The sequence below is a fragment of the Acidovorax sp. BLS4 genome (genome assembly GCF_032929295.1).
In the GTDB taxonomy this organism is placed as follows: Bacteria; Pseudomonadota; Gammaproteobacteria; order Burkholderiales; family Burkholderiaceae_C; genus Paracidovorax.
The window spans coordinates 4,738,478-4,761,905 of the sequence record NZ_CP136797.1; the positions used below are offsets into that span (position 1 = coordinate 4,738,478).

Annotated in this window: 24 protein-coding genes, 1 tRNA gene and 1 pseudogene; 12 read left to right on the forward strand and 14 right to left on the reverse strand. The window is 68.2% G+C overall.

Annotated elements, in window-relative coordinates; translation table 11 throughout:
* The first annotated feature begins 38 nt into the window (after nt 1-38).
* Nucleotides 39-1,823 (forward strand): cyclic peptide export ABC transporter, encoded by a 1,785-nt coding sequence (locus R1Z03_RS21835; RefSeq protein ID WP_317355097.1) that lies wholly within the window; start codon nt 39-41, stop codon nt 1,821-1,823.
* Nucleotides 1,824-2,015: 192 nt separating this feature from the next.
* Nucleotides 2,016-3,074, forward strand: a complete 1,059-nt coding sequence (locus R1Z03_RS21840) for a formylglycine-generating enzyme family protein (protein WP_317355102.1) — start codon at nt 2,016-2,018, stop codon at nt 3,072-3,074.
* 94 nt (nt 3,075-3,168) lie between these two features.
* On the opposite strand, the gene R1Z03_RS21845 is transcribed toward R1Z03_RS21840, so the two are convergent.
* Both R1Z03_RS21845 and R1Z03_RS21850 read right to left on the reverse strand, forming a co-directional pair.
* Nucleotides 3,169-3,564 (reverse strand): hypothetical protein, encoded by a 396-nt coding sequence (locus tag R1Z03_RS21845; RefSeq protein WP_284429168.1) that lies wholly within the window; start codon nt 3,562-3,564, stop codon nt 3,169-3,171.
* 65 nt (nt 3,565-3,629) lie between these two features.
* Nucleotides 3,630-4,736, reverse strand: a complete 1,107-nt coding sequence (locus R1Z03_RS21850) for a hypothetical protein (protein ID WP_317355105.1) — start codon at nt 4,734-4,736, stop codon at nt 3,630-3,632.
* Nucleotides 4,737-4,944: 208 nt separating this feature from the next.
* Between R1Z03_RS21850 and R1Z03_RS21855 the strand changes: the two genes are divergently transcribed.
* Both R1Z03_RS21855 and R1Z03_RS21860 read left to right on the forward strand, forming a co-directional pair.
* Entirely contained in the window at nt 4,945-5,160 is a 216-nt protein-coding gene (locus R1Z03_RS21855) for a hypothetical protein (protein ID WP_317355107.1), read from the forward strand.
* Between the two features lie 251 nt (nt 5,161-5,411).
* A complete protein-coding gene (locus tag R1Z03_RS21860; protein ID WP_317355109.1) occupies nt 5,412-6,455 on the forward strand; it encodes an alpha/beta hydrolase in 1,044 nt (347 codons plus the stop codon).
* 84 nt (nt 6,456-6,539) lie between these two features.
* On the opposite strand, the gene R1Z03_RS21865 is transcribed toward R1Z03_RS21860, so the two are convergent.
* Both R1Z03_RS21865 and R1Z03_RS21870 read right to left on the reverse strand, forming a co-directional pair.
* Nucleotides 6,540-7,118 (reverse strand): hypothetical protein, encoded by a 579-nt coding sequence (locus R1Z03_RS21865; protein WP_317355112.1) that lies wholly within the window; start codon nt 7,116-7,118, stop codon nt 6,540-6,542.
* Nucleotides 7,115-7,603: a type VI secretion system amidase effector protein Tae4 gene (locus tag R1Z03_RS21870; RefSeq protein ID WP_317355115.1), complete on the reverse strand. Its 489-nt coding sequence runs from the start codon at nt 7,601-7,603 to the stop codon at nt 7,115-7,117. The genes R1Z03_RS21865 and R1Z03_RS21870 overlap by 4 nt, the downstream gene beginning before the upstream one ends.
* Here R1Z03_RS21870 and R1Z03_RS21875 point away from each other — a divergent pair.
* From R1Z03_RS21875 to R1Z03_RS21900, 6 genes and pseudogenes are all read left to right on the forward strand, one after another.
* Nucleotides 7,554-7,847, forward strand: a complete 294-nt coding sequence (locus R1Z03_RS21875; protein WP_317355118.1) for a phage virion morphogenesis protein — start codon at nt 7,554-7,556, stop codon at nt 7,845-7,847. The genes R1Z03_RS21870 and R1Z03_RS21875 overlap by 50 nt on opposite strands.
* Before the next feature lie 133 nt (nt 7,848-7,980).
* Complete coding sequence (locus R1Z03_RS21880; RefSeq protein ID WP_317355121.1) at nt 7,981-9,129, forward strand: TIR domain-containing protein; 1,149 nt, start codon at nt 7,981-7,983, stop codon at nt 9,127-9,129.
* A gap of 276 nt (nt 9,130-9,405) precedes the next feature.
* Nucleotides 9,406-9,534 carry a hypothetical protein gene (locus R1Z03_RS21885; RefSeq protein ID WP_317355124.1) on the forward strand — a complete coding sequence of 43 codons (129 nt, stop codon included), beginning with the start codon at nt 9,406-9,408 and terminating at the stop codon, nt 9,532-9,534.
* Between the two features lie 15 nt (nt 9,535-9,549).
* A pseudogene (locus R1Z03_RS21890) lies at nt 9,550-9,933 on the forward strand (hypothetical protein); the annotation flags it as partial.
* Nucleotides 9,930-10,076: a hypothetical protein gene (locus R1Z03_RS21895; RefSeq protein WP_317355126.1), complete on the forward strand. Its 147-nt coding sequence runs from the start codon at nt 9,930-9,932 to the stop codon at nt 10,074-10,076. The pseudogene R1Z03_RS21890 and the gene R1Z03_RS21895, both read left to right, overlap by 4 nt.
* Nucleotides 10,076-10,300 carry a hypothetical protein gene (locus R1Z03_RS21900; RefSeq protein ID WP_317355128.1) on the forward strand — a complete coding sequence of 75 codons (225 nt, stop codon included), beginning with the start codon at nt 10,076-10,078 and terminating at the stop codon, nt 10,298-10,300. The genes R1Z03_RS21895 and R1Z03_RS21900 overlap by 1 nt, the downstream gene beginning before the upstream one ends.
* Before the next feature lie 147 nt (nt 10,301-10,447).
* On the opposite strand, the gene R1Z03_RS21905 is transcribed toward R1Z03_RS21900, so the two are convergent.
* The 8 genes from R1Z03_RS21905 to R1Z03_RS21940 form a co-directional block, all read right to left on the reverse strand.
* Nucleotides 10,448-10,535: transfer RNA gene (locus R1Z03_RS21905), tRNA-Ser, on the reverse strand.
* Between the two features lie 48 nt (nt 10,536-10,583).
* On the reverse strand, nt 10,584-11,252 hold the full coding sequence (ureG, locus tag R1Z03_RS21910) for an urease accessory protein UreG (protein WP_317355130.1): 669 nt from the start codon (nt 11,250-11,252) through the stop codon (nt 10,584-10,586).
* Nucleotides 11,249-11,989, reverse strand: coding sequence for an urease accessory UreF family protein (locus tag R1Z03_RS21915; protein ID WP_317355133.1), 741 nt, complete (start codon nt 11,987-11,989; stop codon nt 11,249-11,251). Before R1Z03_RS21915 ends, ureG begins: the two co-directional genes overlap by 4 nt.
* 11 nt (nt 11,990-12,000) lie before the next feature.
* Nucleotides 12,001-12,684, reverse strand: coding sequence for an urease accessory protein UreE (gene ureE / locus R1Z03_RS21920; RefSeq protein ID WP_317355136.1), 684 nt, complete (start codon nt 12,682-12,684; stop codon nt 12,001-12,003).
* 8 nt (nt 12,685-12,692) lie between these two features.
* The gene (gene ureC, locus R1Z03_RS21925; RefSeq protein ID WP_284429153.1) at nt 12,693-14,435 is read right to left on the reverse strand and encodes an urease subunit alpha; all 1,743 of its coding nucleotides are present in this window, start codon (nt 14,433-14,435) and stop codon (nt 12,693-12,695) included.
* Nucleotides 14,436-14,486: 51 nt separating this feature from the next.
* Entirely contained in the window at nt 14,487-14,819 is a 333-nt protein-coding gene (locus R1Z03_RS21930; protein WP_272564743.1) for an urease subunit beta, read from the reverse strand.
* A 48-nt stretch (nt 14,820-14,867) separates the two neighbouring features.
* Entirely contained in the window at nt 14,868-15,473 is a 606-nt protein-coding gene (locus tag R1Z03_RS21935; protein WP_317355142.1) for a HupE/UreJ family protein, read from the reverse strand.
* Between the two features lie 54 nt (nt 15,474-15,527).
* Nucleotides 15,528-15,830 carry an urease subunit gamma gene (locus tag R1Z03_RS21940; RefSeq protein ID WP_092745910.1) on the reverse strand — a complete coding sequence of 101 codons (303 nt, stop codon included), beginning with the start codon at nt 15,828-15,830 and terminating at the stop codon, nt 15,528-15,530.
* A gap of 134 nt (nt 15,831-15,964) precedes the next feature.
* Between R1Z03_RS21940 and R1Z03_RS21945 the strand changes: the two genes are divergently transcribed.
* Entirely contained in the window at nt 15,965-19,627 is a 3,663-nt protein-coding gene (locus tag R1Z03_RS21945; protein ID WP_317355148.1) for an ATP-binding protein, read from the forward strand.
* Nucleotides 19,628-19,638: 11 nt separating this feature from the next.
* Nucleotides 19,639-20,700, forward strand: coding sequence for a response regulator (locus R1Z03_RS21950; RefSeq protein WP_372588285.1), 1,062 nt, complete (start codon nt 19,639-19,641; stop codon nt 20,698-20,700).
* 41 nt (nt 20,701-20,741) lie between these two features.
* Here the strand turns inward: R1Z03_RS21950 and R1Z03_RS21955 are convergent, their stop codons facing one another.
* Nucleotides 20,742-21,536, reverse strand: a complete 795-nt coding sequence (locus R1Z03_RS21955; RefSeq protein WP_317355152.1) for a hypothetical protein — start codon at nt 21,534-21,536, stop codon at nt 20,742-20,744.
* Nucleotides 21,526-23,373 (reverse strand): potassium transporter Kup, encoded by a 1,848-nt coding sequence (locus R1Z03_RS21960; protein ID WP_272569783.1) that lies wholly within the window; start codon nt 23,371-23,373, stop codon nt 21,526-21,528. Before R1Z03_RS21960 ends, R1Z03_RS21955 begins: the two co-directional genes overlap by 11 nt.
* Between the last annotated feature and the right edge of the window lie 55 nt (nt 23,374-23,428).

Consider the following 23,428-nt stretch of genomic DNA (forward strand, 5'->3'; position numbering starts at 1 on the left):
GGGGCGTTGCACGCCACCGGGGCGGAAAGATCCTTCGCATGACATCTCCCAATGGCCCCAGTGGCAACGCCGCCGAAATCAGGCGCCTGCTCCAGCCCTTCCTTCCGTGGATCGCGCTGTCCGCCATCACCGGCATCGGGGCCGGCGCGGCCACCGTCGCGCTGCTGGCCACCATCAACCGGGTGCTCAACACGCCGGGCGGGCTGGCCGGCGGGCTCCTCATGGTCTTCATCTGCCTGTGCCTGGGCGCCCTGGCCGGCCGGGTGGTGTCCGACATGTCCAGCAACTTCGTGGGCCAGCGCCTGGTGGCGCAGGTGCGCAAGGGGCTGGCCCAGAAAATCCTCGCGGCGCCCATCGATGCGCTGGAGCGCTACCGCACCCACCGGCTCATGCCCGTGCTCTCGCAGGACGTGGACATGATCAGCGACGTGGTGTTCGCGCTCTCGGCCACCCTCATCGCGGTGGCCATCGCGCTGGGCTGCCTGATCTACCTGGCCGTGCTGTCGCTGCCGTTGTTCGGCGTGCTCATCGTGGCGCTGGCCATCGGCGCCACCATCCAGGTGGTGGCGCAGTCGCGCGGCGTGGCGGGCTTCTGGAAGGCGCGCGAATACGAAGAGCAGTTGCACAAGGCCTATCGCGGCATCAGCGAAGGCGCCAAGGAGCTGCGCATGCACCGCGCGCGCCGCGCCCGCATGTTCAGCGGGCAGATCGAGCGCGTGGTGGACAGCATCCGCACCGTCAATGGGCGCGCCATCAACACCTATGTGATCGCCACGGCGTTCGGCTCGGCGCTGTTCTTCCTGCTGATCGCGCTCATCCTCGGCTGGGCCGCGCTGCGCGCGCCCGAGCCGGCCGTGCTCAGCGGGTTCGTGCTGGTGCTGCTGTTCCTGAAGGGGCCCATGGACCAGATCGCCTCGGCGCTGCCCGGCGTGGGCCGGGCCAAGGTGGCCTTCCAGCGCATCGCGGACCTGTCGGCCCGCTTCGCCAGCCCCGAGCCGCACCTGCCGCTGCACGCGCAGCAGCGCGAGGCCCGCCTGGACGATGCCATCGAACTGCGCGACGTGCGCTACGCCTTCGATGCACCGCAGGGCGGCGAGCCCTTCGTGCTCGGCCCCATCAACCTGCGCCTGCGCAAGGGCGAACTCGTCTTCGTGGTGGGAGACAACGGCTCCGGCAAGACCACCCTCATCAAGCTGCTGCTGGGGCTGTATGCACCGCAAAGCGGCACCATCGTGCGGGACGGCGAGCCCGTCGTGCCCGAGACGCGCGACGACTACCGCCAGCTGTTCACCACCGTGTTCTCGGATTTCTACCTGTTCGAAGACCTGCTGGGCGGCGAGTCGGTGGGCTCGACCGAGCAGGCCCAGAAGTACCTGGAGCGTCTGGAGATCGCGCACAAGGTGTCGGTGAAGGACGGCGTGTTCACCACCACCGACCTCTCCACCGGTCAGCGCAAGCGGCTGGCGCTGGTGCATGCCTACCTGGAGGGGCGCCCGGTGCTGGTGTTCGACGAATGGGCGGCCGACCAGGACCCCACCTTCCGCCACCTGTTCTATACCGAGCTGCTGCCCGAGCTGCGCGCCAAGGGGCACCTGCTGGTCGTCATCTCCCACGACGACCGCTATTTCCACCTGGCCGACCGCGTGGTGACCATGCAGGCGGGCCGCGTGGCGCAGGACCGCGTGGCCCCCGCCACGGCGGGGCAGGGTGGCGGGCACGGCGGGCCGCCGCCTGCATCGCCGCAGACGGTGCCGCACGGCCCTGGGGTGCCACCGGCCCAGGCCACGAGGGAGGAAGCCCGGGAAGACCTGACGCCAGCGTGATTCCCGGCGCTGTGCGCGCCGTGTGCGGCAGGCACTGCAAACCCTGGTGGGGCGGAAGTTTGCTACTTTTTTTGTAGCGGTATGCCCTAGTGGAATATGCCGTGAAAGCCAATTTGGCTTGAATCATTCGCAGACTGCCACCGCCCGCATACACTGATCCCCTCCGGTCTCCGGGACCCTCAGGGAATCGCCATGCGCCTTTGCACGCTCCGTGTTCTGTCTTCCTTGCCGGCGGTGCTGGGGCTGGCGTTTGCGACCTTCGCGCACGCGCAGCCGCCCGCCGCCACGGTCTGGACCAATTCGATCGGCATGCCCTTCGTGCGCATCCCGGCCGGCCGCTTTCGCATGGGCAGCGACGAATCTCCCGAGGCCCTGGCGGCGTCCTACCCGCTCATGGAGCGCCAGCGCTTCACCCTGCTGGCGGACGAGGCGCCCGTGCACACCGTGCGCATCCGCCGCGCGTTCTACCTGGGCCAGACCGAGGTGACCGTGGGCCAGTTCCGCCGCTTCATCGAGGCGTCGGGCTACCGCGCCGAATCCGAGGCCGACGGCACGGGTGGCTATGGCTACAACCCCCGCTACGACCCGGCCAGCACCGCGCGCGGCGACGCCTTCGAGGGGCGCGACCGGCGCTACTCCTGGCGCAACCCCGGCTTTGCGCAGGGCGACGACCACCCCGTGGTCAACATCACCTGGCACGACGCGCACGCGCTGGCGGCCTGGCTCAGCAGCACCGAAGGTCACCGCTACCGCCTGCCGACCGAAGCCGAGTGGGAATACGCCTGCCGCGCCGGCACGCGCACCCGCTATCCGCACGGTGACGATCCTCAAGGCCTGGTGCGCCACGCCAACACGTTCGACCAGGACGCCGTGCCTTACTGGCCCCGCTGGCAGGCCCAGGCGCTGCAAGGCCACGACGGCCACGCCTTCACCGCACCGGTGGCCAGCTACCCCGCCAATGCCTTCGGCCTGCACGACATGGTGGGCAATGCATGGGAATGGGTTTCGGACTGGCACGGCGACACTGCCTATGCCGAGTCGGCGCGCGACGATCCGCAAGGCCCCGCGCAGGGCGATGTGCGCGTGCGCCGCGGCGGCTCCTGGCACACCTGGCCGCTGTATGCGCGCTGTTCGTACCGCAACTGGAACAGCCCGGACACCCGCTACACGCTGGTGGGGGTGCGGCTGCTGCGGGAGATCGACGGCGCGGTGGCCGCCCGAAACAAGGCGGTGCCGCCCGCCGCGCGCTGAGGGCCGCCCCAGCCCCCGGCCGTGCGCCGCTTGAATGGCGGGCGATCCGCAGCGCGGCGACTGTCGGGCGGCGTGGCTGCACGCCGCCATGCCGTCAGTCCGCGGGTGCGGGCTCCTGCACGGATTGAAGAATCGCCAGCAGCGGATCGTTCGGGTCGGGCCGATGGGTTTCCGGCCGGGTCGGGTCCCAGTCCGGGTTGTTGCGGTTGAGCCATGCGCCGATCACGATGTCGCGCGCCAGTGCCCTGCGCTCTTCGGCCAGGGCTTCCAACGCCTCCTGCGTGGGCGGGGATTCCGACGATGCATCGGGCGCGGGCTCGGATTCGTACAACTGCTGCTCCACGTTGGCCACGGCTTGCTCGAAATCGCGCAGCACATAGTGCGCCAGCAGGGCCCGCTCGTCGAACGGGGGCGGCGGTGCATCGCCAGCGGTTTCAAGGGGCGATGCGTCAGAGGTCACAGGGGTTTCGGCGAGGTATTCGGTGGTCATGGCAGGTCTTGCGAGATGAGGTGGCCGAGGCGGCGATCAGGTTCGTTGTGCGCAATCGACAGGCATCACCAGCTGGACTGGTATCGCTGGTATTGGTGCGACATGCGGTAAGGGTCGAAATGCGCCATGTCGTGCTTGAACACCGATGCCGCATGCGCGAATGATTGGTAGGTGTGCGCCGCCGCCCGGAACGGGTAGGCCGCCTGGTTGAGAGCGGTTTGCGCCATGTGTTCGGCCCGATAGACGGCCGACTGCACCGCATGGTCGATGCGATGCCCCATGTTCTGGATCTTGTGTTCCGCCCGGTGCAGCGCGTTGTCCATGCGGTGCAGGCCGGAGTGGACCGCGTATTCCGCACGGTTCACGGCCGACTGGATGGCCTGATCCGCCCGGTACATGGCGTGGTCCACCCGGTGGGCCGCGGATTGCACGGCGTGGTCCACGCGGTACGCTGCTGACTGCACCGCGTGGTCCACCCTCTGGGCAGCGGAGTGCGCAACCTGTCCCACCTTGTGCCGCGTCGCATTCACGCCATGGGCCACGGCCGCGCCTGCGAGCAGCGCGCCGCCCACGCCCACCATGGCCACCTGGGTCGCCTGGTGAAGGGCTGCGTTGCCATACCGCTTGGCCTGATGGGCCAGCCGGCGCGGATCGAACCGTTCCATCGTCGATGCCAGGGAGGACGCCGCCTGGCGAGCTCCTTGCGACATGCCATGGGCCGTTTCCCCGAAAAACGCACGGGCATGGCCTGCCGCCTGGGAATAGGCCGCCTGCGCGCGGTGCCGATGGTCGGCCTGTGCCAGGCGATGTTCCCCCGCCAGCTGGGGATAGCTGAAGCCCGGGCGGGACGCGGCATGGGACTCGGCGCGGAACGCCGAATAGCCGTTCTTGAGCTTCTGCACGTCGTTTTGCATGCCCTGCGATGCCTGGTGCACGGCGCCGTGGGCATGCATCGCGGCGTTGGAAAACGCCTGCATCATCGGCGAGCGCCCGCGCGGGGCCATGCCACCGTTTTGCGACGGGTTCTCGCGGCCCTGCAGCCCGTTGAAACCGCTCGAGGACTTGCTTTTGCCGGTCGGGGTGCCGGGTGTGGCGGAAGGTGCCGGTTCGGTCGAAGCGCCTGCTGAACCCATGGCGGTCCGCAGCTTGTTGAAGCTGAATATCGATGTCATTTACCGTATCCCATGCAAAAAGAAGGGGCGACTGCAACCGGACGGCCGGCTTCATGTCGTGGCTGAAGGGGATGGTGCCGCCTGGCTGGCCACGCCGCCTGAAGCGGTCCGAACCGATCGGCGTGCAAGCGAAGGCCGTGCAGGCCCGCGGACTTTGGCCGGCTGCCATCCCGCCACCCGTGGGAACACCGTTTGCTAAAGCATCGGCATGTCCACGCAAGACGACGAAGACCCCATCCAGCGTGCGCGCCGGCTTCGATCGGCCGCGGTGGCGCTGCGGCAATCCCTGCACCAGGCGGCCAAGCGCCTGCATCTTGCGCGCACGGCCCTGGCCGAGCAACGCCAACGCGTGGCTCCCGACCGGTTGGAAGGCCCGCGCGCCGCGCGGTTACCACACGACCCGACACGGGGTGGGTTCCGCTGAGGCCGGCAGGTCAGGCACGGGCCAACGCCACCGTTCCTTTCTTTTTCGCGCATTCCTTCGCGCCCCTGCCGGGGCCTGCCTGCGCCCCGTGACCGGGCGCACGGCGCGTGGCGCTGCCCTTGCCGTAAAACTTGCCGTCAAACGCGCCTCCTGTGCGCCGCACGCTGCCCCGGCGTGGCGTCTGACGCGGCCCGGCCCAAGCCCTCCATAGAGTGGCCGCTCATCCATTCACTGTCTCGAAGGAATGTCCCATGAGCGACGAAAAGCACGGCGAGCCCAATCCCATCGTCAACGCACTGTCCAACACCATCGCCGCGATCCGCGCCGACGATGACCAGCTCGAACTGGCCAAGGCCCACGAGGCCCTGCACCCCAAGGCCATCGAGAAACTCAGCGTGCAGGAAGCCCGCAGCCAGCCCACCGTGGCGGATGCCGTGAAACACCTGCTGACCCAGCAAGGCCGCGCCACCGACCCCACCGCGCTGGTGCCCGGCGTGCGCGCCACGCCCCTGTCCATCGACACCGACCACGGCCCACTGCAGGCCACTGTCTATGCACCGGAAGATGCCACCGGCCAGGGCGCCGAGCTGCCCGTGGTGCTGTTCTTCCACGGCGGCGGCTGGGTCATCGCCGACAAGGAGGTCTATGACGGCGGTGCCCGCGGCCTGGCCAAGCAGGCGCACGCCATCGTCGTGTCGGTGGACTACCGCCAGGCACCGGAGCACAAGTTCCCCGCCGCCTGGGACGACGCCCTGGCCAGCTACCGCTGGCTCACCCAGTTCGCCTCCCGCATCGGGGGCGACGCCCGCCGCCTGGCCCTGGCCGGCGAGAGCGCCGGCGGCAACCTGGCCCTGGCCACCGCCATTGCCGCCAGGGACGCCGGCCTGCCGCCGCCCCGGCACGTGCTGAGCGTGTACCCCGTGGCGCAGACCAGCCTCAACACCGAGTCGTACCTCGAAAACGCCATCGCCAAGCCATTGAACCGCGCGATGGTGAAGTGGTTCGTCGACCATTTGGTGCGCACGGAGGACGACCTGGCCGACCCGCGCCTGTCCCTCATCGACGCCGATTTGCGTGGGCTGCCGCCCGTGACCATCATCAATGCCCGCCTGGACCCGCTGCGCAGCGACGGAGCGAAGCTGGAAGACGCCCTGCAAAAGGCCGGCACGCCGGTGGAGCGCCGGGAATACGAAGGCGTCGCGCACGAGTTCTTCGGTGCCGCCGCGGTGCTGGAGAAGGCGCGGCTGGCGCAGGCCTATGCGGGGGAGCGTTTGCGGGAGTCGCTTGCGATCTAGGCTGCGTTCGTCATTGCCGGTAGCGCCTGACGCAGCGCACTCAAAGCGCTATGCGATCCGATGCTTTTGCATCGGTCGGATCGGTCATTGGCGCTTTGGGCAGGCGTTGGGAAATGTCTGCACGGCCTCCGTCGGAGGAATGCCGAAGTCCTCCTTCGGCAAGCGTTTGAATGCCGGCCAGTCAGACGCTTTCAGCGTGGTTGGGCCCTGCGTACAAACTGCGTCGATGTGCGAGGGGTTGGTATGGCAATCGACTGTCGAGAAGATGCAGCGCTCTCCCGCTGCAATCCTTAGCGCGGGTATGTCGCGCTCGGCAATCAGCATGTAGCTGTTGTCCTGATTGGTTTTCAACGGTGATGAAGGGTGTGAGCCTTGAACCAAATACAACAAGCCCGGTATTGCCACCGTGATGGCCGCCAGAGCGGCCAATGCGGAGTACGGATTTTTACCGCGCTTGGTGCGCTGCCTCTTCCACGCGTATCCCATCAAAAGGAATGCGACGAAGGCCCCAGCAACCCAGGAAACCAGCGTCGAACCATTGCATCCGCCATCGCAATCGCCGGCCTGGAAAGTGCGGATGAAAAAGTAGCCGCCGACCAAACAGGACACCACGCCAGCGACCAACAGCGAGAGAAAAAAGGTGATGGATTGACGGTGCTTCATGCAAACGGCCAGAAGACAACGGATCTGGAGTTTTCAAGATCGGAATAGAGCGATGGGAGACGCCCGATGCCGAGGGTGAAACGGGTGAAGTTCTGCCAGGACGGCGTGAGTCGATCCATGTTCCAAAGATCAATGTGATCGCCTGTGGGTGACCTTTCTCCGTCCCGGAGCCAGTAGTCCTTGAAAAACACGATTCCTCTGCGGGCGGCAAGATTCTTGGAAAAGCCTTTACCACCAAATTGCATGGCAGTCGGGCAGTTGATGAAGGGCTTGGACTGTAGCCAATCGGCCAACTCCTGTGCTCTGAGTACCATCCCATTTCCCCGAGCCCCAAATTCGCATCGTGGGCCCTTGAATCCCTTGAAACTTGCCCCTGATTTTTCAAGCGCCATCCCCACTCGGATTGCGCACTGGTTGTCGTAGGCCTTTTTACGCGTGACTGGGTTAACGCAAGCTGCGACAGCAGACCGGCAGGGGCAAACCATGTTTGCCAAGCTGCGCCAGCAAAGGCATCTCAAGGCGCGCGCTGAAGGTGGGGTCGCGGTCGTCACATTCGCAGGGCGCACGGCGCGCATCGCACGCATTCGTCACTTCAGGCAGACCGACTCAGTATCTCCGGGTGGTCCGCTATTTAGCTACCCAGAGCATGGCCTTTTAGGCATTTCATCGGAGGACGTTGAAGTTATCCGCGACATGGTGTTGAGTCGCCTCAATAGCCCGAGTCGTTGAGAGCCGAGAAAAAATCTGTGTGGCTCGCTTATCAGAACTCAAAGCTGCCTGAACTTTGTGGTAGTTTCGAGTTGGCTTGGTGGCGAGAATTGCGTTACGTATTGGACTATAAGGTCGTCAGGAGCAGCCTTTAATGACACTCAAAGTATTTATCAGTTACGCCAAGGAAGACGCGAATTATGCCAATGAACTGTATGCCCGGTTAGAAAATGAGGGTGCATCCCCTTGGCTAGATACGAAAAAGCTGCTTCCAGGGCAGAACTGGGATTTTGAGATCGATAGGGCGCTGAAAGATGCCAATGTGGTGGTGCTCTTGTTGAGTCCGCGCAGCGTAGGAAAACGGGGATTTGTACAGCGTGAAGCGCACGATGCTGTCGAACTGTTGAGATACAAGAAGGAAGGTGATATATACATTCTTCCTCTGCTCATCGAGCCCTGTGAGGTTCCCTCATTCATAGCGGGGAAGCTCCAGTACATCGATATGACGACGGCTGACGCTTACAGTCGTGTGCAAGAAGCTTTGAAGATCGCAGCTGATCAACAAAAAATTGAACTGCAGCGTGGCACAGTGGCGGGACTGCTCAGGGTGTTCACTGAAAGTATTTCCGATGAACAGGAAGGGAACCCCGGATATAAAGTCACCGTTGAGTATCCCCGATTTGCGTCTGTGCAGAACCCTAGCGCTGCACAAGAGCTTTCCATGTTTTTTTCTGGCCGATCCGCAAGAGCGCTGATCCGGTGGCGCAGTAATCAATGGAACCAAGATCCTGAGCTCTACCGGAACGATGACTGGTACGAGCCGAAGAACAATCTTTGGGACGGTTTTGGGATTGCGTTTGCCAACGAAAAATTCTTAAGTCTCACCTGCAACATCGCCACCTATCACGCTGGTGCTGCGCATGGAAATTCAGATTTTCAGACTTTTAATTTCGCCCTAACCGACCGGCTACAGCTCCTCGAGATAGAGGATTTTTTCACCGATCCTAGTCTGGCATTGCCAGTGGTAAGTCAAGTTTGTGTTCGACAGCTATGCAAAGAATACTGGGAAAGAGAAGGGCACCAGCCTGATCAAAACCAAATGGATTGGTTTGCTAGCGGAGCCGGGCCTTCATGGGTCAACTTTCGGTCATTCAATCTGAAGACGGATGGCTTCACGGTCCTCTTTCCCCCATACCAAGTGAGCGGATATGCGCTAGGCCCGTGGAGTGTTGACCTCACTTTTTATGACCTGCGCGAATACCTCAAACCCAAAGGGCCGCACACGCTAGCCAGGGCACTATAGTCAGCAAACCGAGTCACTAGAGACTCACGCGCAAGGTGGGCCGGGAGGGCTCAGGTTCACGCGCTCCTCCGCCTGGAAAACTCAGAGCACCATATAGGCGAGGTGTGCCGGCAGGGTTAGGCGATTGTCCTGCCAGCGAAATGTCTGTAGAGCAGCCACAGCCGACGCTGCTGGATTGCTCAGCGAAGGGGCAGCAACATCAGTGCATGCCCCCTAGGAGTTTTCCAACAAGACACGCCTCAGGAACACGCACGCTGACTCGAAAACCTCGCGCGCATGGGCACCGTGATGGCCGTGCGGCGCGCCAAGCCCGCACGCTGCCGGGTCCAACTGGGCGAGAACACCACCGACTGGCTGTTCTGGCTCGCGGGCCGCGCCGCGGGTAAGCAGGGCAGCCACTGGTGACCGCCCGTCGCGGGCGAACAGTGCCTGGTGGTGGCCCCAGGCGGCGGCCTCACGCAGGGCGTCGTGCTGCAGGGTGCCTACAGCGACCAGATGGACGCGCCGAGCGATGAAGCCGGCGTGGACCTCATGCAGTGGACCAAGCGCGAATCGGCTGAATACCGCCAGCAGCATTACACCGTACACACCGACCGGAGCATTGTGCTGGAGGCTGGCGACGGCTGCCGCGTCACCATGCAACCGGACGGCATCACCCTCCAAGTGGGCGGCGCTGTGCTGCACATCGGCCCCGACCGACTCACCAGCACCGTGGACATCGTGGCCCGGAGCTTAAGCGCCGTGCAGCACGTCCACAGCGGTGTGCGCATCGGCAACGACAACACGCAGGTGCCCGTCCGATGATGAACCGCCCCACCGGGCAGCGCCTGGGAGCGCTGGAACACCTGCAGCAGAGCATCGGCAACATCCTGGCCACGCCCATCGGCAGCCGGGTGATGCGCCGCGCAGGCCAGCCAGCCAGCCAGTGCCTGGCGCCGTGCTGGTGATGCTGTGGGTGACCAACCAAGCCCAGGCCGAGCCCGTGCGCGCCGTCGCCGATGCGGCGCTGAAAGCCGACGCCGCCCGCATGCTGGGCGTGCGCCTGTCCGTAAGCACCGCCCACCGCGTGCAAGCCCTCCAGGCGCAGCCGGACACCTACAGGGCGGTCATTCCAAGGATGCGCTTCGGCACAGATGTTTCTGTAGGCCCTCACGTAGGCGGTAAAACTTGAATTGAGGTTGTTGAGTGGCTGAATGTCAGCTGATGAGTTGCTGTATATAAAGCCAGCCATTAGGGCGTAACACGTTGATTCGTATGGGCCAAATTTTTGGGGAAGGCGAAAAAAAAGCGCCTCGTAAGGCGCTTGTTTTTGCTGAGGTGGCGGAGACTGTGAGATTCGAACTCACGGACGGTTGCCCGTCGGCAGTTTTCAAGACTGCTGGTTTAAACCGCTCACCCAAGTCTCCGCAAACTGGCGCGTATTCTAGCCGGCCTCTAAACCCCGCCCCCGCGCGTTAGGCCGCCTGCAGCAGGCCTTTCTTTTCGATGAAGGCCACCACCTCGTCCAGTCCCTGCAGGGTTTTCAGATTGGTCATCACGAAAGGCTTGGTGCCGCGCATGCGCGTGGTGTCGGCGGCCATCACGTCCAGGTTGGCGCCCACGTGCGGGGCCAGGTCGGTCTTGTTGATGACGAACAGGTCGCTCTTGGTGATGCCGGGGCCGCCCTTGCGGGGGATCTTCTCGCCTGCGGCCACATCGATCACGTAGAGCGTGAGGTCGCTCAGCTCGGGGCTGAACGTGGCCGCGAGGTTGTCGCCGCCGCTTTCGATGAAGACGACGTCGGCGTTCGGAAACTGCGCCAGCATGCGGTCGATGGCCTCCAGGTTGATGGAGGCGTCTTCGCGGATGGCGGTGTGGGGGCAGCCGCCGGTTTCCACGCCCAGGATGCGTTCCGCGGGCAGGGCGCCGCTCACCGTGAGCAGGCGCTGGTCTTCCTTGGTGTAGATGTCGTTGGTGATGGCGATGAGGTCGTGCTTGTCGCGCATGGCCTTGCACAGCATTTCCAGCAGGGTGGTCTTGCCCGAGCCGACCGGGCCGCCGATGCCCACGCGCAGCGGGGGCAGGGGCTTGGTGCGGTGGGGGATGTGGTGCAGTGCGGTGGTGCTGGTGGTGGTGGTGTTCATGATCGGAAGAGGCGGGAGTATTGGGTTTCATGCTGCGCCGACAGGATGGCGAGCATGGGCGAGAAGGCCTGGCGGTCCGCGTCGCCGGTGTGCAGCGCGGCGTCGGTGGCGGCGGGAATGGCGGCGGCCAGCCGGGCCAGGATGCGCTGGCCCGCGCTCTGGCCCAGGGGCACGGCCTTGAGGGCGGCCTGCACCATGTTCTCGGCCCAGCCGAAGGTGTAGGCCAGCAGCACGTCGCGCGCGCCGGCTTCGGTGCTGGCGGCGGCCAGGGCGAAGGCGACAGGGTAGGTGGGGGTGGGCGGCAGGGCGGCGAGCGCGGCCACGTCGTGCAGCCGGGCGGCGTCGCCCGCGTGCTGGTTGCGCAGCCAGTCGGCGAGCGAGCGGCCCATCTGCTCGGTCTGCAGGCGCATTTCGCTGGTCTCGCGCGTTTGCATCACCCAGTCGTTCAATTGGCGCACGCGGGCGTGGTCGGCGGCGCGCCAGGCGGCCAGGGCCTGCTGCAGCACGGCCATGTCGCCGCGCGCCTGGGTGAGCTGCAGTTGCGCGGCCAGCCATTCGGCGGCGGCGGCTTCGGTGGTGACGCCGGCGCGCTCCACCGCCACTTCCAGCCCTTCGGAATACGAGAACCCGCCCACCGGCAGCGCCGGCGAGGCCAGCCAGATGAGCTGCAGCAGGCTGGCGGCGGGCAGGGCCGTGGGGGCTTGGGGGGGTGGGGCGTTGCAGTCGGGGGCCGTCATCCCGGCGTCAATCAAGGGTGGTGGTGCGGGTGATCGCACTTCGCATGGTCATGGTCGTGGCCATGGGCGTGCGCATCGCCGTGATCGTGGTCATGGCTTGCATGGCGGTGCCCATGGTCATGCCCATCGCCGTGCGCGGGGCCGGCGGCGTCGTGCGAAGGGGCTGCGCGGTCGTGGTCGTGGTCGTGGCCATGGGCGTGACCGTGGTCATGGCCGTGGTGCCCGTGCCCATGGTGTCCGCCCGCCGCATAGGCGCCGCCCTCGGGCTCGAAGGGGGCATCGATGGCGTTCACGATCAGGTGCATGGCGCGCAGCATGTCGGCCAGCACGTGGTCGGGCTCGATCTGCAGGTGGGTGGGCGTGAGTTCGATGGGCACGTGCCGGTTGCCCAGGTGGTAGGCGGCGCGGGTCAGATCGAAGGCGGTGCCGTGGTGGGTGCAATGGGTGATGCGCAGCACCGCCTGGGGCGCGGCGATCACGCGGACCAGGGCGCCGTCCTCGGCCACCAGCACGTCGCCGCCGCGCACGGCGGTGCCCCGGGGCAGGAAGATGCCCAGTTCCCGCCCGGTGGAGTCGGTGGCGGCGAAGCGGCTTTTCTGGCGCGTGTCCCAGTCGAGTTCGAGGGTGGCGGCGCGCTTGACGAGCACGGGCGCGAGGCCCTTGCCCTGGGCGATGAGTTTGGAGACTTGAAGCATGCGTGCGATCAGAACAGAAAGTAGCGTTGCGCCATGGGCAGCACGGTCGCGGGCTCGCAGGTGAGCAGCTGGCCGTCGGCGCGCACGGTGTAGGTCTGCGCGTCGATCTCCATGCGCGGCGTGTAGTGGTTGTGCACCATGTGCTGCTTGCGCACGCCGCGCACGCCGCGCACGGCGCTGAGCGGCTTGGCCAGGCCGAAGCGCTCGCCGATGCCCGCGGCCAGCCCGGCCTGCGACACGAAGGTGAGCGAGGTGCGGGCCAGCGCACCGCCGAAGGCGCCGAACATGGGCCGGTAGTGCACGGGCTGCGGCGTGGGGATGGAGGCGTTGGGGTCGCCCATGGCGGCCATGGCGATGAAGCCGCCCTTCAGGATCATGGCGGGCTTGACGCCGAAGAAGGCGGGCTTCCAGATCACGATGTCGGCCCACTTGCCCACCTCCAGGCTGCCCACCTCGTGGCTGATGCCGTGGGCGATGGCGGGGTTGATGGTGTACTTGGCCACGTAGCGCTTGATGCGCGTGTTGTCGTTGCGCGCGGTGTCGCCGTCCAGCGTGCCGCGCTGCGCCTTCATCTTGTGGGCCGTCTGCCAGGTGCGCAGGATGACCTCGCCCACGCGGCCCATGGCCTGGCTGTCGCTGCTCATCATGCTGATGGCGCCCAGGTCGTGCAGCACGTCTTCGGCCGCGATGGTTTCCTTGCGGATGCGGCTCTCCGCAAAGGCCAGGTCTTCGGCGATGGAGGCGTCCAGGTGGTGGCACACCATGAGCATGTCCACATGCTCGTCCAGCGTGTTCACCGTGTAGGGCATGGTGGGGTTGGTGGAAGACGGCAGAAAGTTCGCCTCGCCCACCACGCGCAGGATGTCGGGCGCATGCCCGCCGCCCGCGCCTTCGGTGTGGAAGGCGCAGATGCCGCGGCCCGCCACGGCGGCGATGGTGTTCTCGACGAAGCCGCTCTCGTTGAGCGTGTCGGAGTGGATGGCGACCTGCGTGTCGGTGGCGTCGGCCACGTCCAGGCAGTTGCTGATGGCCGCGGGCGTGGTGCCCCAGTCCTCGTGCAGCTTGAGGCCGATCACGCCCGCGTCGATCTGCTCGTGCAGCGCGTCGGGCAGGCTGGCGTTGCCCTTGCCGAGAAAGCCGAGGTTCATGGGAAAGGCGTCGGCCGCCTGCAGCATGCGCTCGATGTTCCAGGGCCCCGAGGTGCAGGTGGTGGCCAGCGTGCCGGTGGCCGGGCCGGTGCCGCCGCCCAGCATGGTGGTCACGCCGGAGGCCAGGGCCTCTTCGATCTGCTGTGGGCAGATGAAGTGGATGTGGCTGTCGATGCCGCCCGCGGTGACGATGTTGCCCTCGCAGCTGATGATCTCGGTGCCGGGGCCGATGACGATGTCCACGCCGGGCTGCGTGTCGGGGTTGCCGGCCTTGCCGATGGCGGCGATGCGCCCGCCCTTCAGGCCGATGTCGGCCTTGACGATGCCCCAGTGGTCCAGGATGAGCGCGTTGGTCAGCACCGTGTCCATGGCGCCCCCGGCCGTGGGGCCGGTGCCCTGGCCGTCGCGCGTGCGCTGGCCCTGCGCCATGCCGTCGCGGATGGTCTTGCCGCCGCCGAACTTCACCTCTTCGCCATAGGCGCCGGCGCGCAGCGTGTAGTCCTGCTCCACCTCGGCGATGAGCCCGGTGTCGGCCAGGCGCACGCGGTCTCCGACGGTGGGGCCGAACATCTCGGCATAGGCGCGTTTGGACACAGTGGCCATGGGAATGCTCTCCAGCTCTCGGGCGGTTCGAAAAAGGAATGGGGTCGGTGTTCAGGCGGCGGCCGGGGCCGGCGGCTCACCCAGCGGCCCCTGCGTGAGGCCCCGAAAGCCGTACACCGTGCGGTCGCCCGCGTAGTCCACCAGCTCCACGGTGCGCTGCTGGCCGGGCTCGAAGCGCACGGCCGTGCCGCTGGCGATGTTCAGCCGCATGCCGCGCGCGGCGTCGCGGTCGAAGCCGAGCGCGCCGTTGGTCTCGGCGAAGTGGTAGTGCGAGCCGACCTGGATCGGCCGGTCGGCGGTGTTGCGCACCACCAGGGTGAGGGTGCGGCGGCCGGTGTTGAGCGCGTGCTCGCCGTCGTCGATGAGGAGTTCGCCGGGGATCATGGGGTGGGCTCGCAGTGGGATGGTGCAGTGGTCGATGCGTTGGGCCGCTCAGGCCATGCGCACGAGCAGCGTGGCGCCCAGCAGCGCGGTCGAGGCGCCCGCCACCACGGCCAGCCAGCGGTGGCGCGCCACCACGGCATGGCCCAGGGCGATGCCGGCGGCGTGCAGCGCGGCGGTGGCGATCACCATGCCGGCCAGGGCCAGCCATTGGCCGCTGCCGCCCAGTTCGGTGCCGTGCGCCGCGCCGTGGAAGAACGCGAACGCGCCGGCCAGCCCCGCGGCCAGCGGCAGGGCCAAATGGCGGCGCCAGGCGACCAGCAGGCCCAGCACCAGCAGCGAGGCGGCGATCATCGGCTCCACCGCCGGCACCGCCACGCCCAGGAAGCCGGCCGTGGCCCCCGCCACCATCAGCGCCACGAAGGCGGCGGGCGCCAGCCATACGGGGCGCACGGCCAGCGCGCTCCACACGCCCACGGCCAGCATGGCGGCCAGGTGGTCCAGGCCGGTGAAGGGATGGACCAGGCCGTCGAGGAAGCCGGCGTCGGCATGCAGCGCATCCTCCGCGCCATGGCCCGGGTGGGCGAAGGCGAGGGCGGGCAACAGCAGCAGCGCGGCGGCGGAGACGAAGGAGCGGGTTTTTGCTTCTTTTTTCATAGCATCAAGGGCAATGGGTACTAGGGCGTGAGAGGGATTTGGTTCAAAAACCCGTCACACGATGGGTTGGTGCACGGTGACCAGCTTGGTGCCGTCGGGGAAGGTGGCCTCGACCTGGATGTCGGGAATCATCTCGGGCACGCCTTCCATCACGTCGGCCCGCGTGAGCACCGTGCGGCCCTCGCTCATGAGCTGGGCGACGGTCTTGCCGTCGCGCGCGCCTTCCATCACGGCGGCGCTGATGAGGGCCATGGATTCGGGGTAGTTGAGCTTGAGTCCGCGCGCGCGGCGCCGCTCGGCGAGCAGCGCGGCGGTGAAGATCAGGAGCTTGTCTTTTTCGCGGGGGGTGAGTTCCATGGCGCAGCGGGCGGTGGGAGGGCAAAGGGGACGGAATGCCGCATGGTAGTCAGCAATCGCCATGCCCGTCCATACGCCGGATGGAGGTGGTGGCCCCGCGTGGCATGGAACCTGCACCCCGCGCCCCTGCCCCCATGACGCCCGCCAGCCCCGCCACCGCCCCCGCGGCCCCTTCCCCGGCCCCTTCTTCGCCAGCGCCCGCCGACCACCTGGCCGCCGTGCCGCAGCAGGTGGTGAAGGTACGCCGCGACTACAACAGCTGGGTCGCCACCGAGACGATGGAGGACTACGCGCTGCGCTTCACGCCGCAGCGCTTTCGGCGCTGGTCCGAATGGCGGGTGGCCAACACGGCGTTCGGCGCGGCCTCGTTCCTGGTGCTGGAGGCGGTGGGCGCCACGCTGCTGGTGCAGTACGGCTTTTTGAACGCCTTCTGGGCCATCGTGGCCACGGGGCTCATCATCTTCCTGGCAGGCCTGCCGATCAGCGTGTACGCCGCGCGCTACGGCGTGGACATGGACCTGCTCACGCGCGGGGCGGGCTTTGGCTACATCGGCTCGACCATCACCTCGCTGATCTACGCCACCTTCACCTTCATCTTCTTCGCGCTGGAGGCGGCCGTGATGGCCTATGCGCTGGAGCTGGCGCTGGACATCCCGCCGCGCTGGGGCTACCTCATCTGCGCGCTGGCGGTGATCCCGCTGGTCACGCACGGGGTGTCGGCCATCAGCCGGCTGCAGGTCTGGACGCAGCCGCTGTGGCTGGTGATGCTGGTGGTGCCGTTCGTGTACGTGCTGGCGCGCGATCCTGGTGCATTCACCGGGGTGATGCACTATGGCGGTGAATCCGGTGCGGTCTCCACGTTCAATATGCCCTTGTTTGGTGCGGCGCTCACCGTGGGCATCGCCCTCATCACCCAGATGGGCGAGCAGGCCGACTACCTGCGCTTCATGCCCGCGCGCACGCCGGCCAACCGCTGGCGCTGGTGGCTCGGGGTGCTGGCCGGCGGGCCGGGCTGGGTGGTGCTGGGCGTGGTCAAGATGCTGGGCGGCGCGCTGCTGGCATACCTGGCGATCCGCCACATGGTGCCCGTGGAGCGCGCGGTGGACCCGAACCAGATGTACCTGGCGGCGTACGAATACGTGTTCCCGCACTACGGCTGGGCGGTGGCGGCCACGGCGCTGTTCGTCGTCGTCTCGCAGATCAAGATCAACGTGACCAACGCCTACGCCGGCTCGCTGGCGTGGAGCAACTTCTTCTCGCGCCTGACGCACAGCCACCCGGGGCGGGTGGTGTGGGTGGTGTTCAACACGCTCATCGCGTTCATGCTCATGGAGATGAACGTGTTCAAGGCGCTGGGGCAGGTGCTGGGGCTGTATTCCAACCTCGCCATCGCCTGGATGATGGCGGTGGTGGCCGACCTGGTGGTGAACAAGCCGCTGGGCCTGTCGCCCCGGGGCATCGAGTTCAAACGCGCGCACCTGTACGACATCAACCCGGTGGGCGTGGGGGCCATGGCGCTGGCTTCGGGGCTGTCCATCGTGGCGCACCTGGGGCTGTTCGGGCCGCTGGCGCAGGCGTTCTCGGCCGTGATCGCCATGGTGACGGCCTTCGTCGCGGCGCCGCTCATCGCCTGGGCCACGCGCGGGCGCTACTACCTGGCCCGGCCCGCCGGTGCCCAGGCGCCGGCCGTGGGCACGCCCGGGGCCTGGGCGGTGCAGCGCTGCGTGGTGTGCGAGCGCGAGTACGAGGCGCCCGACATGGCGCAATGCCCCGCCTACCGCGGCACCATCTGCTCGCTGTGCTGCACGCTGGATGCGCGCTGCGGCGACATGTGCAAGCCCCACGCGCACCTGGCCGTGCAGTGGAGCGCGGCCCTGCGCTGGGTGCTGCCGCGGCGGGTGTGGCGCATGCTCGACACGGGCCTGGGCCACTTCCTGCTGCTGATGCTGGTGATCGCCCCGCTGCTGGCCGCGGTGTTCGGGCTGTTCTACCACCAGGAGCTGCAGACGCTCACCCCCCTGGCGCCCGACAGCGGCCCGGGCACCGCCGCCGTGCCGGGCACGCATGCCGCGCTGCGATCGGGGCTGCTCAAGGCCTATCTGGCGCTGCTGGTCATCTCGGGCATCGTGGCGTGGTGGCTGGTGCTGGCGCACAAGAGCCGCAAGGTCGCGCAGGAGGAATCCAACCGCCAGACCCACCTGCTGCAGCGCGAGATCCACCTGCACCGCCAGACCGACCAGGCCCTGCAGGAGGCCCGCCGCATCGCCGAGCACGCGCGCTCGCAGGCCGAGCAGGCGCGCGGCGTGGCCGAGGAAGCGCGCGAGGAGGCCGAGGGCGCCCGGCTGCTGGCCGACCAGGCCAACCAGGCCAAGAGCCGCTACATCAGCGCCATCAGCCACGAACTGCGCACGCCGCTCAACAGCATCCTGGGCTATGCCCAGCTCATGGGCGAGGACGCCGCCGTGCCGCCGCACCGCCAGCAGGCCGTGAGCGTGATCCGCCGCGGCGGCGAGCATTTGCTGTCGCTCATCGAGGGCACGCTGGACATCGCCCGCATCGAAAGCGGCAAGCTCACGCTGCAGGTGCGGCCCATGCGCTTTGCCGACTGCCTGCACGAGATGTGCGACATGTTCGAGCCGCAGGCGCGCGCCAAGGGGCTGGCGTTCCGCTTCGAGCCGCAGGGCACCTGGCCCGAGTGGGTGCGTGGCGACGACAAGCGCGTGCGCCAGATCCTCATCAACCTCATCGGCAACGCCATCAAGTTCACCGCCAGCGGCCATGTGCGGCTGGCGGTGCGGCACGCGCGCGAGCTGGCCCTGATCGAGATCGAGGACAGCGGCCCGGGCCTGACCGAGGCCGAGCGCGCCAGCATCTTCGAGCCCTTCGCGCGTGGCGCGGCCAGCAGCCAGGGCGCCGCGCCCGGCGCGGGCCTGGGGCTCACCATCGCCAAGATGCTCACCGAACTGATGGGTGGCGAGATGACGGTGACCAGCACGCCGGGCGCGGGCGCGCTGTTCCGCATCCGCCTGTTCCTGCCCGAGGTGCACCCCGGCGCAGTGGGCGAGGCCCTGGGCCCCGCGCGCCTGCGCGCGCCGCGCCGGGGCTACGCCGGCCCGCGCCGCCGCCTGCTGGTGGTGGACAACGAAGAGGCCGACCGCGAGCTGCTGGTGCAACTGCTCGCGCCGCTGGGCTTCACCCTGCGCACCGCCGCCAGCGGCCACGACGCGCTGGACCTGATCGCGGCCGGCTACCGGCCCGATGCGGTGTTCATGGACCTCGCCATGCCGGGCATCGACGGCTGGGAGACCATCCGCCGCCTGCGCCAGCTCGAAGCCGCCGTGCAAGGCGCGCAGGCGCCCGCGCACATCGCCGTGGTCTCCGCCAACGCCTTCGACAAGGGGCTGGAGAACGATGGGGGCATCCGCCACGAGGATTTCATCGTCAAGCCCGTGCGCCACAGCGAGCTTCTGGACTGGCTGGAGCGTCGCCTGGCCCTCGTCTGGATCGAGGATGGGCCGGCGCCGTCCGCGCCACCCGCTCCGAGCCCGACCTCGGAGCCGCCCCGGGGTTCCGCCGCCGATGCGCTGCCCGACCCGTCCCGCCTGCCGGCCCTGTCCGAAGCCGTCGAGCTGGGCTACTACCGCGGCGTGCTCAACCAGCTGGGCGCCATCGAGGCCGCGCAGCCCGGCTGCGCGGCCTGGGTGGGCGAGGCGCGCGACCATGCGCGGCAGTTCCGTTTCGAGGCCATCGCCCGCATGGTGGCCGAGGCCGCCGCATCCCATCCTCCTTCCCCATGACCGCGACCGCCATGCTCCCCACCGATGCGCTGCCCCTGGATGCCACCGCGCAGGCGCTCGACCGCACCCGCGCCGATGTGGTGCTGATCGTGGACGACGTGCCCGATAACCTCGCCGTGCTGCACGACGCGCTCGACGAATCCGGCTACACCGTGCTCGTCGCCACCAATGGCGAGACCGCGCTGTCGCGCGCGGCGCAGGCGCTGCCCGACGTGGTGCTGCTCGACGCGATGATGCCGGGCATGGACGGTTTCGAGGTCGCGCGGCGGCTGAAAGGCCTGCCGGCCACCGCGCACATCCCCATCATCTTCATGACCGGCCTGACCGAGACCGAGCACCTGGTCGCCGCGCTGGACGCGGGCGGCGTGGACTACGTGACCAAGCCCATCAAGCCCAAGGAGGTGCTCGCGCGCATGAACGTGCACCTGCAGGGCGCGCGCCGCGCGCGCCAGGAGATCCGCCAGGCCGGCCAGGCGCGCAACGCGCTCGACGCCTTCGGCTACGCCAGCATCACCGTGCGCGCGAGCGACGGCCGGCTCATGTGGCAGACCGCCCTGGCGCGCGAGCTGCTGCACGGCTACTTCGGTGGCGGTGCGGCCACCGGCGCGGCGGGCGAGGCCGTGCCGGTGCCGGCCTTCGCGCCCGCGCCGGTCACCGAGTGGCTGCAGGCGCAGTTGCCCCGCCTGGCCGATCTGGCCGCGCAGCAGCTGGAGCCGCCGCGCCTGGTGGTGGAGCAGGGCGCGCGCCGCCTGTCGTTCAGCCTGCACCAGCAGACCGGCGACAGCGAAGGCGGCGGCGACTGGCTGATCGTGATGCGCGAGGTGTCCGACGCCGCCGTGATCGAAGCCATGGGCCTGTCGTTCAAGCTCACCGCCCGCGAGGCCGAGGTGCTGTACTGGCTCGTCAAGGGCAAGACCAACCGCGACATCGGCGACATCCTGGGCGCCAGCCCCGCCACGGTCAAGAAGCACCTGGAGCGCGTGTACGTGAAGCTGGGCGTGGAAACGCGCACCGCCGCGGCCGGCATCGCCATGGCGCGCATCCGGCAGACGCATCCGCAGTTCGAGGGCTGAGCGCCACGGCGTGCGGGCCCCGGTGGCTGCAGCGCTGGGCGCTAGAACCGCACCCCGGTGGACAGCCGCAGCATGTTCTGCGGCGTGAAGTTGACCTGCGGGTCCCATGCGGCGCGCACGAACCACTCTGGCCAGTCGTAGCCCACCGACAGGCCGGCGCGGCGGATGAACCGGCCGTCCACCGTGCCCTGCTTGGCCAGCAGGTCCACGGTGAGCCGCTGGCCGCCGGGCCGCGGGCTGCGCCACACGAGGTGCAGGTTCTGCTGGTCGGGGTTCTGCCGGTTGTCGCGCACCAGCTGCAGCGCCAGGGTGTCGCCGCTCGCGAAGCGGTGGCTGCCGTACACGCTGTAGGCGTCGTTGGGGTCGAAGTTGAGGTTGGCGTAGTTGCGCAGGTTGGTGCGCCCCAGGCCCGCGCCCACCACCCAGGTGGTGCCGGTCTCCACGGCCAGGCTGCCGCCGACGAAGCCGCCCGAGGCGATCTGCACCGAGGGCAGCACCCGCCAGTCGCCGAAGGCCATGGTGCGGTCCCATCCCGCGCGCGGCATGGAAAAGCCGAGCGCGGGCGAGCGGAACGCGCCCACCCACCAGTGGTCGTCGCCGCGGGTGTAGCGCAGGTTCACGTCCAGCCCGGGCCCCGAGGGCAGGCCGCCGCCGGACACCTGGTAGAGGCCCGTGGTCAGCTTGAAGGGCAGCGGCGTGTCGGGATCGGTGTCGGTGGCCGCGCGGGCGGCCGGCGCGGCGAGGGCCGCGGTGCCGAGGGCCGCCAGCACGGCGGCGCGCGCCAGGCGGCGCAGCGGGGCGGACAGCCGAGGGGAGGGCAGGGCGTCAGCTCGCACGGCGGCCGATCTCGATCAGGCGGTTGTCCGGCAGCCGGAAGTAGTCGGACGCGCGCGCCGCGTTGCGCTGCAGCGATCCGAACACGGCCTTGCGCAGGGCGCCCAGCCCTTCGAGCCGGCCCGTGCCCAGCGAGGCGCGCGAGGTGAAGTACGAAGTGGACATGGACTCGATGTGCAGGCCCTTCTGGTAGGCCAGCAGGCGCAGGTATTCGGGCACGTCGGGCCGCTCCATGAACCCGTGGCTGGCGGTCACGCACCACACGCCGTGGCCCAGTTCCTGGGCGTGCAGGCGATCGGCGGCCGGCACGCGCGGCACCGGGCGGGTGCGCACGGCCAGCACCACCACGCGCTCGTGCAGCACCTGGTTGTGCTTGAGGTTGTGCAGCAGCGCGTGGGGCACGCTGTCGGCGTCGGCGGTCATGAACACGGCGGTGCCGCGCACGCGGTGCGGCATGCCGTGCGCCAGGGCCTCGATGAAGGGGGCGAGCGGCATGCGCTCCTGCGCCGCCGCCTGCTCGGCCACGCGCCGGCCCTTGGCCCAGGTGGTGAAGACGAACATGACCAGCGCCGCCACCGCCAGGGTCAGCCAGCCGCCGTCGGCGATCTTGAGGCTGTTGGCCACGATGAAGGTCACGTCCACCAGCGCGAAGCAGCCCACGCCCAGGCCCACGGCCAGCGGGTTCCAGCGCCACAGCCGCAGCGCGACCACGCCGGCCAGCAAGGTGGTGGTGAGCATGGTGAGCGACACCGCGATGCCGTAGGCGGCCGACAGCGCGCTGGAGCTGCGAAAGGCCAGCACCAGCAGCAGCACGCCGGCCATGAGCAGCCAGTTCATCGTGGGCAGGTAGATCTGGCCGATGGCGGTGCCGGAGGTCTGCACGATGCGCATGCGCGGCAGGTAGCCCATGCGGATGGCGTGCGCCGTCATGGAGAACGCGCCCGAGATCACCGCCTGCGAGGCGATGACGGTGGCGCAGGCGGCCAGCACCACCACGGGCACGGTGGCCCAGGGGGGGAAGAGCCGGAAGAACGGGTTGTCGATGGCCGCGGGGTTGGCCAGCACCAGCGCGCCCTGTCCGAAATAGTTGAGCACCAGCGACGGCAGCGCGATGAACAGCCACGCCAGCCGGATGGGCGTGGCGCCGAAATGGCCCATGTCGGCATACAGCGCCTCGCCACCCGTGAACGCGAGGAACACCGCGCCCAGTACCGCCAGCGACTGCGCCGGGTGCGTGGCCAGGAACTGCACCGCCCAGCGCGGGTCGATGGCCTCCAGCACGTGCGGGTTCTGCGTGATCTGCCAAAGGCCGGACACCGCCAGCACGCCGAACCACAGCACCATCACCGGCCCGAACACGCGGCCCACCGATTCGGTGCCCCGGCGCTGCACGAGGAACAGGCCGATCAGCACCAGCAGCGTGATGGGCACCACGTAGGGCTTGAACACCGGCGTGGCCACCTCCAGCCCCTCGACAGCCGACAGCACCGAGATGGCCGGCGTGATGAGGCTGTCGCCATAGAACATGGCCGCGCCGACCAGGCCCAGCCCGGCGACGGCCTTCCACGCCCACGGGCGGGCGCCGCCGCGCTCCAGCGCCTGCGCGGCCAGGCCCTGCAGTGCCAGGATGCCGCCTTCTCCGTCGTGGTCTGCGCGCAGCACGAACACCACGTACTTGAGGGTGACCACCAGCATCAGGCCCCACAGCACCAGCGACAGCAGGCCCAGCACCGCGGCGCGGTCCAGCGCCACGCCATGCTCGGGGTTCAGGCATTCCTTGAAGGCGTAGAGCGGCGAGGTGCCGATGTCGCCGAACACCACCCCCAGCGCGGCGATCATCAGGGCGGATCGGGCGGCGAAGCCGCGGGCAGCGGGCGCGTGTCCGGGCGCCGGA

Coding starts and splice junctions, on each gene's coding strand:
- R1Z03_RS21835 (WP_317355097.1), top strand. CDS start 39: ATGACATCTCCCAATGGCCCCAGTGGCAACGCCGCCGAAATCAGGCGC.
- R1Z03_RS21840 (WP_317355102.1), top strand. CDS start 2,016: ATGCGCCTTTGCACGCTCCGTGTTCTGTCTTCCTTGCCGGCGGTGCTG.
- R1Z03_RS21845 (WP_284429168.1), bottom strand. CDS start 3,564: ATGACCACCGAATACCTCGCCGAAACCCCTGTGACCTCTGACGCATCG.
- R1Z03_RS21850 (WP_317355105.1), bottom strand. CDS start 4,736: ATGACATCGATATTCAGCTTCAACAAGCTGCGGACCGCCATGGGTTCA.
- R1Z03_RS21855 (WP_317355107.1), top strand. CDS start 4,945: ATGTCCACGCAAGACGACGAAGACCCCATCCAGCGTGCGCGCCGGCTT.
- R1Z03_RS21860 (WP_317355109.1), top strand. CDS start 5,412: ATGAGCGACGAAAAGCACGGCGAGCCCAATCCCATCGTCAACGCACTG.
- R1Z03_RS21865 (WP_317355112.1), bottom strand. CDS start 7,118: ATGAAGCACCGTCAATCCATCACCTTTTTTCTCTCGCTGTTGGTCGCT.
- R1Z03_RS21870 (WP_317355115.1), bottom strand. CDS start 7,603: ATGGTTTGCCCCTGCCGGTCTGCTGTCGCAGCTTGCGTTAACCCAGTC.
- R1Z03_RS21880 (WP_317355121.1), top strand. CDS start 7,981: ATGACACTCAAAGTATTTATCAGTTACGCCAAGGAAGACGCGAATTAT.
- R1Z03_RS21885 (WP_317355124.1), top strand. CDS start 9,406: ATGGGCACCGTGATGGCCGTGCGGCGCGCCAAGCCCGCACGCTGCCGG.
- R1Z03_RS21895 (WP_317355126.1), top strand. CDS start 9,930: ATGATGAACCGCCCCACCGGGCAGCGCCTGGGAGCGCTGGAACACCTG.
- R1Z03_RS21900 (WP_317355128.1), top strand. CDS start 10,076: ATGCTGTGGGTGACCAACCAAGCCCAGGCCGAGCCCGTGCGCGCCGTC.
- ureG (WP_317355130.1), bottom strand. CDS start 11,252: ATGAACACCACCACCACCAGCACCACCGCACTGCACCACATCCCCCAC.
- R1Z03_RS21915 (WP_317355133.1), bottom strand. CDS start 11,989: ATGACGGCCCCCGACTGCAACGCCCCACCCCCCCAAGCCCCCACGGCC.
- ureE (WP_317355136.1), bottom strand. CDS start 12,684: ATGCTTCAAGTCTCCAAACTCATCGCCCAGGGCAAGGGCCTCGCGCCC.
- ureC (WP_284429153.1), bottom strand. CDS start 14,435: ATGGCCACTGTGTCCAAACGCGCCTATGCCGAGATGTTCGGCCCCACC.
- R1Z03_RS21930 (WP_272564743.1), bottom strand. CDS start 14,819: ATGATCCCCGGCGAACTCCTCATCGACGACGGCGAGCACGCGCTCAAC.
- R1Z03_RS21935 (WP_317355142.1), bottom strand. CDS start 15,473: ATGAAAAAAGAAGCAAAAACCCGCTCCTTCGTCTCCGCCGCCGCGCTG.
- R1Z03_RS21940 (WP_092745910.1), bottom strand. CDS start 15,830: ATGGAACTCACCCCCCGCGAAAAAGACAAGCTCCTGATCTTCACCGCC.
- R1Z03_RS21945 (WP_317355148.1), top strand. CDS start 15,965: ATGACGCCCGCCAGCCCCGCCACCGCCCCCGCGGCCCCTTCCCCGGCC.
- R1Z03_RS21950 (WP_372588285.1), top strand. CDS start 19,639: ATGCTCCCCACCGATGCGCTGCCCCTGGATGCCACCGCGCAGGCGCTC.
- R1Z03_RS21960 (WP_272569783.1), bottom strand. CDS start 23,373: ATGATCGCCGCGCTGGGGGTGGTGTTCGGCGACATCGGCACCTCGCCG.